Annotated in this window: 13 protein-coding genes; 9 read left to right on the forward strand and 4 right to left on the reverse strand. The window is 70.7% G+C overall.

The genetic code is table 11. From position 1 onward, the window contains the following. Positions 1–116: 116 nt before the first annotated feature. Complete coding sequence (locus V7004_RS12915) at positions 117–1028, reverse strand: SDR family oxidoreductase (protein ID WP_334144463.1); 912 nt, start codon at positions 1026–1028, stop codon at positions 117–119. A 64-nt stretch (positions 1029–1092) separates the two neighbouring features. Here V7004_RS12915 and V7004_RS12920 point away from each other — a divergent pair, with 64 nt between their 5' ends. The 7 genes from V7004_RS12920 (at position 1093) to V7004_RS12950 (ending at position 5959) form a co-directional block, all read left to right on the forward strand. Beyond that, positions 1093–1932, forward strand: a complete 840-nt coding sequence (locus V7004_RS12920; RefSeq protein ID WP_334144464.1) for an LLM class F420-dependent oxidoreductase — start codon at positions 1093–1095, stop codon at positions 1930–1932. An 84-nt stretch (positions 1933–2016) separates the two neighbouring features. Continuing rightward, positions 2017–2274, forward strand: a complete 258-nt coding sequence (locus tag V7004_RS12925) for a hypothetical protein (protein WP_334144465.1) — start codon at positions 2017–2019, stop codon at positions 2272–2274. Beyond that, positions 2271–2696 (forward strand): TA system VapC family ribonuclease toxin, encoded by a 426-nt coding sequence (locus V7004_RS12930; RefSeq protein WP_334144466.1) that lies wholly within the window; start codon positions 2271–2273, stop codon positions 2694–2696. Before V7004_RS12925 ends, V7004_RS12930 begins: the two co-directional genes overlap by 4 nt. A 107-nt stretch (positions 2697–2803) precedes the next feature. Continuing rightward, positions 2804–3802, forward strand: coding sequence for a substrate-binding domain-containing protein (locus V7004_RS12935; protein ID WP_334144468.1), 999 nt, complete (start codon positions 2804–2806; stop codon positions 3800–3802). Then, the gene (modA, locus tag V7004_RS12940; RefSeq protein ID WP_334144470.1) at positions 3799–4605 is read left to right on the forward strand and encodes a molybdate ABC transporter substrate-binding protein; all 807 of its coding nucleotides are present in this window, start codon (positions 3799–3801) and stop codon (positions 4603–4605) included. Before V7004_RS12935 ends, modA begins: the two co-directional genes overlap by 4 nt. After that, positions 4605–5264 carry a molybdate ABC transporter permease subunit gene (gene modB / locus V7004_RS12945; RefSeq protein WP_334144471.1) on the forward strand — a complete coding sequence of 220 codons (660 nt, stop codon included), beginning with the start codon at positions 4605–4607 and terminating at the stop codon, positions 5262–5264. The genes modA and modB overlap by 1 nt, the downstream gene beginning before the upstream one ends. Further along, positions 5261–5959 (forward strand): ATP-binding cassette domain-containing protein, encoded by a 699-nt coding sequence (locus tag V7004_RS12950; protein WP_334144472.1) that lies wholly within the window; start codon positions 5261–5263, stop codon positions 5957–5959. Before modB ends, V7004_RS12950 begins: the two co-directional genes overlap by 4 nt. 9 nt (positions 5960–5968) lie before the next feature. Here the strand turns inward: V7004_RS12950 and V7004_RS12955 are convergent, their stop codons facing one another. From V7004_RS12955 to V7004_RS12965, 3 genes are read right to left on the reverse strand one after another with little or no spacing between them, the layout of a single operon-like run. Further along, the gene (locus tag V7004_RS12955; RefSeq protein ID WP_334144473.1) at positions 5969–7120 is read right to left on the reverse strand and encodes an acetyl-CoA C-acetyltransferase; all 1152 of its coding nucleotides are present in this window, start codon (positions 7118–7120) and stop codon (positions 5969–5971) included. After that, the gene (locus tag V7004_RS12960) at positions 7113–8186 is read right to left on the reverse strand and encodes an acyl-CoA dehydrogenase family protein (protein ID WP_334144474.1); all 1074 of its coding nucleotides are present in this window, start codon (positions 8184–8186) and stop codon (positions 7113–7115) included. Before V7004_RS12960 ends, V7004_RS12955 begins: the two co-directional genes overlap by 8 nt. A gap of 3 nt (positions 8187–8189) precedes the next feature. Further along, entirely contained in the window at positions 8190–9356 is a 1167-nt protein-coding gene (locus V7004_RS12965) for an acyl-CoA dehydrogenase family protein (protein ID WP_334144475.1), read from the reverse strand. A 53-nt stretch (positions 9357–9409) separates the two neighbouring features. Between V7004_RS12965 and V7004_RS12970 the strand changes: the two genes are divergently transcribed. Together V7004_RS12970 and V7004_RS12975 are read left to right on the forward strand one after the other, a co-directional pair. Continuing rightward, entirely contained in the window at positions 9410–10645 is a 1236-nt protein-coding gene (locus tag V7004_RS12970; protein WP_334144477.1) for an amidohydrolase family protein, read from the forward strand. Positions 10646–10957: 312 nt separating this feature from the next. After that, the coding region (locus V7004_RS12975; protein WP_334144479.1) for a hypothetical protein at positions 10958–11672 on the forward strand (715 nt) is incomplete at its 3' end.

The raw sequence follows: 11672 nt of genomic DNA on the forward strand, positions 1-11672 counted from the left end.
CCGACCCATCCCGCGACCTCCCTGTTGAAGAAGACCATACGTTCGCCCAGCACACACCGCAAGCGATCGCGAGCTCGAACAGCTCACCGAGACGGCCGTGCTCCGGCGCCGGGCCGTCATCCCGCGCCGTAGACGGGCGCGGGCGGCGGGGCCTCGGCGAGGAGATCGCTCACCACCGCACCCACCTCCGCCGGCTCGTAGCGTGCCCCCTTGTCAAAGCTCGGGCCGTGCTGCCAGCCGTCGGCGATGCTGATCTTGCCCCCCTCGACCTCGAACACCCGACCGGTCACCCCGGCCGAGTCCACCGAGCCCAGCCACACCACCAGCGGCGAGACGTTCTCGGGAGCCATGGCGTCGAACTGGCCCTCGGCCGGCGCGGCCATGGTCTCGGCGAACACCTGCTCGGTCATGCGGGTGCGGGCCGCGGGGGCGATGGCGTTGGCTGTGACCCCGTAGCGGGCCCACTCGGCCGCCTGGACCAGGGTCAGCGCGGCGATGCCCGCCTTGGCCGCCGAGTAGTTGCCCTGCCCCACGCTGCCCATGAGACCCGCGCCCGAGCTGGTGTTGATGACCCGGCCCTCGACCTGCTCACCCGCTTTCGCCCGGTCACGCCAGTGGGCGATGGCGTGACGAGCCGGGGCGAAGTGGCCCTTCAGGTGCACCCGGATCACCGCGTCCCACTCCTCCTCGGAGGTGTTGGCGAGCATCCGGTCGCGCAGGAACCCGGCGTTGTTCACCAGCACGTCGAGCCGGCCGAAGGTCTCGATCGCCTGGGCCACCATCGCCCCCGCCTGCTCCCAGTCGGCGACGTCGGCACCGTTGGCGACCGCCTCGCCGCCCATGGCCCGGATCTCCTCCACCACCTCGCCGGCCGGCCCGGTCGAGCTGCCCGTGCCGTCGATCTCCGCCCCGAGGTCGTTGACCACCACCCGGGCGCCTTGCCGGGCGAACTCCAACGCGTGCGCCCGACCCAGACCGCGCCCCGCGCCGGTGACGATGACGACCCGACCTTCACAGATTCCGCTCATGGAGCGATCATGCCCGAAATCTGACGGGTCATCACATTTGCCACTGCCCGCGTAGAGTGCCGCCATGCGCTTCGGGGTCACCATGTTCGCCACCGACCGGTCGATGGACGTGGTCGAGCTGGCCCGCGAAGCGGAGGCCCGCGGCTTCGAGTCCCTCTACCTGCCCGAGCACACCCACATCCCCGTGAGCCGGCGCACACCGCCCCCGACCGGGGACGCGGAGCTGCCCGAGGAGTACGCGCGCACCCTCGACCCGCTGGTGGCGCTGGCTGCCGCAGCCTCGGTCACCTCGTCGATCCGTCTCGGCACCGGCGTCGCCCTCCCCGCCCAGCGAGACCCCATCGTCACCGCCAAGGCCATCGCCACCCTCGACCTCGTCTCCGGGGGGCGGTTCGTGTTCGGCATCGGCTTCGGCTGGAACGAGGACGAGCTCGAGAACCACGGGGTGGCCATGGCCGACCGGCGGGCGGTGTGCCGCGAGCGGGTGCTGGCCATGCGCTCGCTGTGGACCCAGGAGGTGGGCGGCTACCAGGGTGAGTTCACCCGCATCGCCCCGAGCTGGTCGTGGCCCAAGCCGGTGCAGCGTCCGCACCCGCCGATCCTCCTCGGCGGTGGAGCCGGCCCGAAGCTGTTCGCCCACATCGTCGAGTACGCGAACGGGTGGATCCCCATCGGCGGCGCCGGGCTCTCGTCGTCGCTGCCGCAGCTCCGGGCGCAGTGGGCGGAGGCGGGGCGCGACCCCGAGGAGCTCGAGGTGGTGCCCTTCGGGTCCATCCCCGACCCGGGCAAGCTCGAGCACTTCGAGCGCATCGGCGTGACCGAGTGCGTCTTCCGCCTGCCGTCCGCCTCGCGTGACGAGGTGCTGCCGGTTCTGGACCGCTGGGCCGCGCTGCTCGTGCGCTGACCCCCACCAGCCCGCGACCGTGAGGCGGCGTCGAACCTCCACCGCGCCCCGGACCGAACACCTGTTTGATGCTATGATGCTCCCGTGCGTACCACCGTGACGCTCGACGATGACGTCGCCCAGCAGATCCACCAGCGGATGCGCGAGCGCGGCACGGGTTTCAAGCAGACCCTGAACGAGCTCCTGCGCCGCGGGCTCCGGTCGGGCGAGCCCCTGGAGCCCTACTCGACGCCGACGTTCGCCATGGGTGTGCGCCCGGATGTCGATCTCACCAAAGCCCTGCGTCTGGCTGTCGACCTCGACGACGAGGACGCTGGCCGGAAGCCCCAGCGGGCCTCGTGATCCTCGTCGATCTGAACGTCCTCATCTACGCCACCGACCGGACGTCGGCCCATCACGAGGTCGCACGTTCCTGGCTGGAGCGCACGATCTCGTCGACGGAGACGGTCGGCATCCCGACCGCCGTGGCCATCGGCTTCGTCCGGCTCACGACCAGCCACCGGATCATGCGCTCCCCGCTGGATGCCGGCACCAGCATCGGGGTGGTGGCCGGCTGGTACCGGCGCCCGAACGTGACCGCGCCGCAGCCCACCGACCGGCACTTCGACCTCCTCGCTCACCTGCTCGACGCCGTCGGCACGGCAGGGAGCCTCGTGCCCGACGCCCATCTGGCGGCGCTGGCCATCGAGCACAACGCACAGCTGTACTCGTTCGATCAGGATTTCCAATGCTTCAGCGGCCTGCGTTGGGCCGTTCCCGCCTGAACCGCCATCCCCACCCTCGCCCGGCCCCGCAGCACCGGCGAACTCCACCCTTCCTCAGCCGTACTGCTGCCTCTGCCAGGAACCTGGCCGCTCGCTAGGATCCGAGCATGCGGGTTCGGGAACGCCGGATGGAGCTGGGCTGGACGCAGGCGCAGCTGGCTGAGCGGGCCGGGGTCTCGCGCCAACTGGTGTCCGCGCTGGAATCGGGTCGGCACGAGCCCGGCGTGTCCGCCGCACTGGCGATCGCCTCCGCCCTGGGCCTGTCCGTCGAAGACCTCTTCGGCGACCCGACGACCGAGCTCGATGCGGTGGCGGTGATCGGTGACTCGTTGCCGATCGGCCCGGTGCGGGTGGGACGGGTGCGAGGCCGGCTGGCCGCGGTCCCGGTGGCGCCGCTGGACGAGCTCGACGGCGTGACCCCCGACGGCCGGTGGACAGGCTCGGAAGTGGAGCTGCTACCCGCCGCGCAGCCGGCGGCGGTGGTGGTGGCGGGGTGCGAGCCCGCGCTGGGGTTGCTGGCCGGCACGGCCCCGAAGCGGCAAAGCGTGCTGTGGGCCAGGTCCTCGAGCGGGGATGCTCGCCGGGCGCTGCTGGCCGGCCGAGCCCATGCCGCCACGGTCCACGAGCGCTCGGACCGGATCCCCATCCCGGCCGAGGGCATCGAGGCGTACGAGCTGGCCCGCTGGCGGGTCGGGCTGGCGTTCGACCACCGCCTCGGTTCGGCTGCCGATGTCGTCGGCGCCGGAGGGGTCGTGGCCCAGCGCGAGCGATCCGCCGCCTCCCAGACGGCGTTCACCCGGTGGCTACGCCGGCTGGGCCTGCGCCCGCCCGGGGGCCCACGGGTGGGCGGCCACGTCGCGGCCTGCCAGCTGGTCGCCGCCGGAGCTGCGGACGCCGGGGTCACGACCGAGCCCGCGGCGATCGCAGCGGGCCTTCGCTTCGAGGCCTTCGAGGAGCACACGGTGCAGCTGTGGTGCCCGCGGGACCTGCTCGCCGAGCAACCCCTGGCTGCGCTGATGGACGAGCTGGTCTCGTCCGCGTTCGCCCGCCGGCTGGGCTCCCTGCCCGGCTACGACGTGGCCCTGCTCGGCCGGCGCGTGGCGTGAGCTGGTACCGCCACCTGATCCTCGCCGGGGCGGTCGCGATCGGGCTCCCGGCGTGCGCCCCGACCGGCAGCACCGCCACCGCGGGTGAGAGCTCCCACCCCCCGACGCCGGCGATCACCGTGGCCGCCGCCGCAGACCTGCGGTTGGCCTTCGAGGAGCTGGGACGAGCGTTCGAGGCCCAGAGCGGCACTGCGGTGACCTTCTCGTTCGGCTCGTCGGGCCAGCTCGCTCAGCAGATCCGCAACGGCGCGCCGTTCGACGTGTTCGCCTCCGCCAACGTGGAGCTCGTCGACGACGTGATCGAGGCCGGCAAGGCCGACCGCTCCACCAAGTCCACGTACGCCTTCGGGCGCATCGTCGTCTACACCCCCGTGCCGAACGGACCCACCACCCTCGACACGCTCGCTGCTCCCGACGTCGAGCGGGTGGCGATCCCGAACCCCGACCATGCCCCCTACGGGGTGGCCGCCGAGGAGGCCCTGCGCGCCGCCGGAGTGTACGAGCGCGTGGCCCCCAAGCTGGTGCTGGGCGAGAACGTCTCCGACACCCTCCGGCTGGCCACCAGCGGCAACGCCGACGCCGCGATCGTCGCCCTGTCGCTGGTGACCACCCGACGAGACGGCAGCTGGGCCATCGTGGACCCCGCCCTGCACCGACCCCTGGAGCAAGCCCTGGTCGTCACCACGACCGACCCCGCCCGAGCGGAGCCGGCCCGGCGGTTCGCCGCCTTCGTCGGCTCGCCGGCCGGCCGCGAGGTCATGAACCGCTACGGGTTCGTCCTGCCTGGCGAGGAGACCCGTTGATGGACTGGACACCCCTGTGGCTGTCGGTGCGGGTGTCGCTCACCGTCACGGCCATCGTGGCCGTCACCGGCACGGGCGGCGGCTACCTGCTGGCGAAGGCGAAGGTCCGCGGTCGCGGCCTGCTCGAAGCGGTGGCCAGCCTTCCGATCGTGTTGCCGCCGACAGTGCTCGGGTACTACCTGCTCGTCGCCATGGGCCGCGACTCGGTCATCGGACGGGCGTGGGAGTCGGTGTTCGGGTCGCCGATCGTGTTCACCCTCACGGGCGCGGTGGTCGCGGCGACGGTGGCGTCGTTCCCGTTCTGCCTGCGCTCGGCGCGCGCCGCCTTCGAGGCGGTCGACCCCCGAGTGGAACAAGCAGCCCGCACCGTGGGCCTGCCCGAATGGCGAGTGGCGCTCCAGGTCACCCTGCCGATGGCGCGGCGGGGGGTGCTGGCGGGTATCACGCTGGCCTTCGCCCGAGCTCTCGGCGACTTCGGCGCCACGGTGATGGTGGCGGGCAACATCCCCGGCCGCACTCAGACCATGCCCATCGCGCTCTACGACGCGGTCCAGGCCGGCAACGACGACCGGGCCGCCCTCCTGGCGATCGTCCTGTCGGGGGTCGCGGTGGCCGCACTGCTCGCCGTGAGTCGCCTCGGCCGAGCGACGATGCCATGACGCCCGACCGGTGCGCCCTGGCGGTGGCGGTCCGCCGAGACCTCGGTGAGTTCCGTCTCGAGGTGACCTTCACGGTCGAGGCGGGCCTGGCCGTGGTGGTGGGCCCGTCCGGGGCGGGCAAGTCACTCACCCTGGCCCTCATCGCCGGGCTGGACCGCCCCGATGAAGGCACGATCCACATGGACGGTCAGATCGTCGCCGATGCCGGACGTAGCGTGCACGTGCGCACCCAGGACCGCCACGTCGGCATGGTTTTCCAGGACTCGCTCCTGCTCCCCCATCGCACCGCTCTCGACAACGTCGCCCTCGCGGTCCCTGGCGGCCATCGCCGGGCGCGGCGCCAGACCGCCATGACCTGGCTGGAGCGGGTGGGCGCCGCCGAGCTGGCCGCTCGGCATCCTCGGCAGCTCTCCGGGGGGCAACGCCAACGGATCGCGCTCGCCCGGGCCCTCGCCCGCCGACCACGCCTGCTGTTGCTCGACGAACCGTTCTCCGCCCTCGACCAGCCCACCCGCCGAGACCTGCGCGGACTGGTGCGCGACATCGTCGACACCGCGGGCGTGCCGGCCTTGTTCGTCACCCACGATCCCGCCGAAGCCGACGAGCTGGCCGACACCCTCATCACCTACGAGCACGGCACGGCGGTCTCGGTGGAGCGGCGCTGCCAACCCCGGACTGCTGCGGGCCGCACGTGACCCGGCAGGTCAGAGGCGCTCGATGATGGTGACGTTGGCCTGGCCGCCGCCCTCGCACATGGTCTGCAGGCCGTAGCGGCCACCGATCCGCTCGAGCTCGTTGAGCAGGGTGGTCATCAGACGGGCCCCCGTGGCCCCGAGCGGATGCCCCAGCGCGATGGCACCCCCGTTGACGTTCACCTTGGCCAGGTCCGCACCGGACTCCTTGGCCCAGGCCAGCACCACCGAGGCGAACGCCTCGTTGATCTCGACCAGGTCGATGTCATCGAGCGTCAGCCCGGTCTTGCGGAGCGCGTGCTCGGTGGCGGGGATCGGGGCGGTGAGCATCCACACCGGATCCGCGCCGCGCACCGAGAGGTGGTGGATGCGCGCTCGGGGCGTGAGCCCATGATCGGTCACCGCCTGCTCGGAGGCGATGAGCAGGCACGCGGAGGCATCGGAGATCTGGCTGGCCACCGCAGCGGTGACCCGACCGCCTTCCTGCAAGGTGGGGAGGCTCTTCATCTTGGCGATGTCGGGTTCGCGCCGAGGCCCCTCGTCGACCGTCACCTCACCGAGCGGCACGATCTCGTGGTCGAACCGCCCCTCATCGATCGCTCGCACGGCCCGACGATGGCTCTCGAGCGCGAACTCCTCCATGTCCTCGCGGGAGATCTCCCAGTGCTCGGCGATCATGTCGGCCGAGCGGAACTGGCTGATCTCCTGCGTGCCGTAGCGGTCGCGCCAGCCCTCCGAGCCACTGAAGGGATCGGGGAAGCCGAACTGCTCGCCCACGAGCATGGCCGACGAGATCGGGATGGCACTCATGTTCTGCACCCCGCCCGCCACCACGAGGTCCGCGGTGCCACTCATCACCGCCTGGGCGGCGAAGTGCACCGCCTGCTGCGACGAGCCGCACTGGCGATCGACGGTCGTGCCGGGCACCTCCTCGGGCAGCCCGGCGGCGAGCCAGCAGGTGCGCGCGATGTCGCCGGCCTGTGGCCCGATGGTGTCCACGCAGCCGAAGATCACGTCGTCGACCACGTGAGGGTCGATGCCGGTGCGATCGACCAGCGCTCGGATGGCGTGCGCGCCGAGATCGGCGGGATGGACCTGGCTCAACCCGCCACCCCGCCGGCCCACCGGCGTGCGGACCGCGTCGATGATGTAGGCCTCAGGCATGGGCACTCCTGTTCCGAAGCTCCGGACCGCTCGGACCGGGCAGGGTCGGCGGGCCGAGCACGTCGAGCGCGACCCGGCGGCGATGGTACGAGGCGTCGCCCCACGACGCGGCGAGCGCCCACACCCGCTTCATCCACAGGTGCAGGTCGTACTCGACCGTGTAGCCGATCGCGCCGTGGCACTGCAGTGCCTTGCGAGCCACCAGGGACGCGGCGCGCGACGCATAGCACTTCGCCATCGACACGTCGCGTGACCGGGTGTCGAGGCCATGGGCCATCGAGTAGGCGGCGTGGTACACGACCGGGCGGGCGAACTCGAGTTGGAGCAGCGCGTCGGCCAGATGGTGCTTGACGGCCTGGAAGCTGCCTACCGGCACCCCGAACTGTTCGCGCTGCTTGACGTAGTCGACGGTGACGGCGAGCAGGTGGTCGGCCAGCCCGAGCAGTTGGGCGGCGGTGCCCAGCACACCGCGATCGAACGCGGCATTGACCTGGTGCCAGCCCTCCGTACCGGACACCAGTGGGATCTCGTCGTTGCGGTTCCAGTCCACGGTGTACAGGCGGCGGGCGCCGTCGACGCTGGGCTGCTGCTCGATCGTGGCCCGCTCGGCGGGCAGGGCGAAGAGACGGTCCTCCCGCTCCAGCACCAGCAGGTCAGCGACGTTCGCATGCGACACGAACGGGGTGCCCACGAACCCGACCGCCACGATGGCCTCCCCGGCCGCGATCCTGGGCAGCCAGGCCGCCTTGAGCTCGTCACTGCCCACGGCCTCGAGCAACGGGGCCGCCACCGCGGTGGTCTCCACGATGGGCTCGGGCAGCGCGACCCGGCCGGTCTCCTCCAGCAGCAGCACGAGGTCGAGCTCGGTGAGGCCCAACCCGCCGTAGGCCTCGGAGAGGGTGAGACCGGTGACGCCCATCTCGGCCAGGGCTTCCCACACGTGGTCGGCACGGCCGTCCTCGTTGACCCAGGCGTAGCGCACTGCCTCGGGTGGGCATTCCTTGTCGAGCAGGTCGCGCACCGCGTCGCGGAACCAGAGCTGTTCATCGGTGAACGCGAAGCGCATCGCTCACTTCCTCGGTAGGCCGAGCACCCGCTCGGCGATCACGTTGCGCTGGATCTCGTTGGTGCCGGCGTAGATCGGCCCGGAGAGCGCGAACTGGTAACCCTTCATCCACGCTCCCCCCTCCACCGCTTCCGCTGCGCCGGCGACCAGCTCGCCGTGCGCGCCGAGCAGTGCCAGAGCCGTCTCGTGCAGCCGCACGTCCAGCTCGGACCACCAGATCTTGTTCAGGCTGGAGCGGGCTCCCGGAGGACGCCCCTCGACGATGTTGGTCACGTCCGCCAGCGTGTACAGCCGATACGCCTCGGCATCCATCCAGCCCTGGATCACGTCGTCTCGCACACTGGGGTCCGCCTCGCCGGCGCGCTGGCGGTACAGCTCGACCAGCCGGGCGGCCGTGGCCGTGAACCGGCCGGGGCTGCGCAGGGTCAGCCCCCGCTCAGAGGAGGTGGTGGCCATGGCCACGTTCCAACCCTCGTTCACCCCGCCGAGCACGCAGTCGTCGGGTACGAAGGCGTCCTCGAAGAACACCTCGGCGAAGCCTTCGTCCCCATCCAGCCGGCCGACTCCCCGGACCGTCACCCCGTCGGTGTCCAGTGGGACCAGGAAGTAGGTGAGGCCTCGGTGCCGCTCGGCCTGGGGGTCGGTGCGGAACAAGCCGAACAGGTGGGTGCAGAAGGCACCTCGGGTGGTCCAGGTCTTCTGACCCGTCAGCCGCCAGCCGCCGGCTGCCTCATCACGCACCGCCCGGCTCCTGATGCCGGCGAGATCGCTACCGGCGTTCGGTTCGCTCCACCCCTGACACCAGAGATCCTCGGCCGCGGCCATGCGGGGGAGGTAGCGGTCCTTCTGAGCCTGGGTGCCGAACTCGAACAGGGTGGGCGCCAACAGGAAGATGCCGTTCTGGGTCACCCGCTGCGGCGCGCCGGCCCGGTAGTACTCCTCCTCGAAGATCAGCCACTCCCACAGCGACGCTCCTCGGCCGCCGTACTCCGGAGGCCAGGACACCACCGCCCACCGGGCTTCGTAGAGCTTGCGCTCCCATTCGAGATGCAGGGCGAAGCCTTCCCGGGTGTCACCGGACGGCAGGGGCTCGGGCGGGACGTTCGCCTCCAACCACGCCCGGCACTCGTCACGGAAGCGCTCCTCGCGCTCGCTCCACGTCAGGTCCACGGACCCAGTCTGGCACCGGACCTGACGAGTCGTCAGATCCTCGCCTACACTGGGTGTTCTCGCCGCTGCTCGTCACAGGAGGGCCGCTGGTGCGCGAGCTACCCAAGATCATCAGCGTCGACGATCACGTGATCGAGCCACCGAACGTCTGGACCGACCGGTTGCCCTCCCGCTACCGCGACGTCGGCCCTCGGGTCGAGCGCAGGAAGGTGAGCAACCTCCAGTTCAACGGCACCACCTACACCTGGGACCTCGACGACGAGGACGGAGTCGAGACCGACTTCTGGGTCTACGAGGACCTCACCGTCCCCCACCGGCGCATCATCGCCGCGGCGGGCTACCCGAAGGACGAGGTCACCCTCACCCCGATCACCTACGAGCAGATGCGACCCGGCTGCTACGAGCAGAAGGCCCGGCTCGAGGACATGGACATCAACTGGGTCGAGGCCTCGCTGTCGTTCCCGACGTTCCCGCGGTTCTGCGGCCAGACGTTCCTGGAGGCCAAGGATCGCGAGCTCGCCGGGCTGTGTGTGCGGGCCTACAACGACTGGATGGTCGAGGAGTGGTCGGCCGGGACCGGCGGTCGGCTCATCCCGCTGTGCATCGTGCCGCTCTGGGACGTCCACGAGGCTGCGGCCGAGGTGCGTCGCAATGCGGACCGGGGGGTGCACGCGGTCTGCTTCAGCGAGATCCCCTATCACCTCGGCCTGCCGAGCGTCCACGACAAGGATCGCTACTGGGACCCGTTCTTCGCCGCCTGCGAGGAGACCGACACGGTGGTCTGCATGCACATCGGGTCGTCCTCGAAGATGCCGGCCACCTCTCCCGACGCCTCCGCAGCGGTGCAGGCGACCCTCAGCTTCAACAACGCGATGGGGTCGCTGTCGGACTTCCTGTTCTCCGGGGTGCTGGTGCGCTTCCCCCGACTGAAGCTGGCCTACTCGGAGGGCCAGATCGGGTGGTTGCCCTACATCCTCGAGCGGGCCGACGACGTGTGGAACCAGTTCCGTGGCTGGGCCTTCGATCGGTCGCTCGTGCCCGAACCGCCGTCGACCTACTACCGGCGCCAGGTCTACGGCTGCTTCTTCCGCGACGCTCACGGCCTGCGGAGCCTGGACGAGATCGGTGTGGACAACGTGACCTTCGAGACCGACTATCCGCACTCCGACTCGACCTGGCCGGAGACGAAGCAGATCGCCGAGGCGATGTTCGCGGAGCTCGACGACGAGACCGTCTACAAGATCGTCCGGGGCAACGCTATCGAGATGCTCAGCCTCGACTTCGTCTGACCGGCGGGACCGGCCGTGAGGTCCCGGTCGCGGTCCGTGACGGAGCAGCCAGGGAGTGGTCGGGACGACACCTCACGTGCACATGTGACCCATCTGCGGGTCGATTTCACCACGATGCGTGATCTTCTGTTGACGATCCGCGCGCACCAGCCGGCAAGTCTCGTCTCAACGGTAAGAAAACCCTTGCGGAAAGACGGCTTTCCTATTAGATAGGTCATTGTGCCTATGTGACCTCCAGCACAGGAGGCTGGCACGGTGGCGATACAAGCGTGGGTGGCTGGGGCGATCCGAGGCCACCGGGGAGGAAGCTTCATGAACACCGCCTTTTCCATGCCGTCGCGCGCCTTGTCGCGCCGGAGACTGGCGATCATCACCGCCGCCGCGCTGGCGATCGCGGCGATGGTGATCGCGCGCACCCCCAGCGGGGCCGGCGCCGACTCGCAGACCTCGAACGTGGCCGCGAACTGCTCGGCTCTCGGCATCAACCTCAGCGCGACGGTCCCGGTGACGGTGACCGACACCCCTGACCCCGCGACGGCAGGTGGTCAGGTCACCCTCGACATCGAATCCGGGCTCCCGACCCTCACGCTGACCGTGACGATCAACAGCGCGACCATCAACATCCCGATCCCCTCGCAGGTCCAGAGCGTCGACAGCGTGACCTTCACCGGGGGGAACGTGACCCCGAGCTGGTCGGTCAGCGCGACGCATCTGTCGCTCACCTTCACCGGGCCGATCTCGTCCACGGCCATCCAGATCCCGAAGGCCACGATCGTCCAGACGATCAAGCCCGGCACGGCCGGCCAGACCATCCAGTGGAAGACGTTCAGCAGCATCGTGTCGAACGCCGTGCTGGGCACCACGCCCCTCACCGCGAACTGCACGCCGACCGACCCGAACCAGGTGCTGAACACCACGGCGATCCAGGCTCCGGCGACGACCACCACCACGGCTCCGCCGACCACCACCACCACGGCTCCGCCGACCACCACCACCACGGCACCGCCGACCACCACCACCACGGCAC

The organism is Rhabdothermincola sp. (assembly GCF_036846205.1).
Classification (GTDB): Bacteria; Actinomycetota; Acidimicrobiia; order Acidimicrobiales; family Acidimicrobilacustridaceae; genus Rhabdothermincola.

Coding starts and splice junctions, on each gene's coding strand:
- V7004_RS12915 (WP_334144463.1), bottom strand. CDS start 1,028: ATGAGCGGAATCTGTGAAGGTCGGGTCGTCATCGTCACCGGCGCGGGG.
- V7004_RS12960 (WP_334144474.1), bottom strand. CDS start 8,186: ATGCGCTTCGCGTTCACCGATGAACAGCTCTGGTTCCGCGACGCGGTG.
- V7004_RS12935 (WP_334144468.1), top strand. CDS start 2,804: ATGCGGGTTCGGGAACGCCGGATGGAGCTGGGCTGGACGCAGGCGCAG.
- V7004_RS12955 (WP_334144473.1), bottom strand. CDS start 7,120: ATGCCTGAGGCCTACATCATCGACGCGGTCCGCACGCCGGTGGGCCGG.
- V7004_RS12920 (WP_334144464.1), top strand. CDS start 1,093: ATGCGCTTCGGGGTCACCATGTTCGCCACCGACCGGTCGATGGACGTG.
- V7004_RS12950 (WP_334144472.1), top strand. CDS start 5,261: ATGACGCCCGACCGGTGCGCCCTGGCGGTGGCGGTCCGCCGAGACCTC.
- modB (WP_334144471.1), top strand. CDS start 4,605: ATGGACTGGACACCCCTGTGGCTGTCGGTGCGGGTGTCGCTCACCGTC.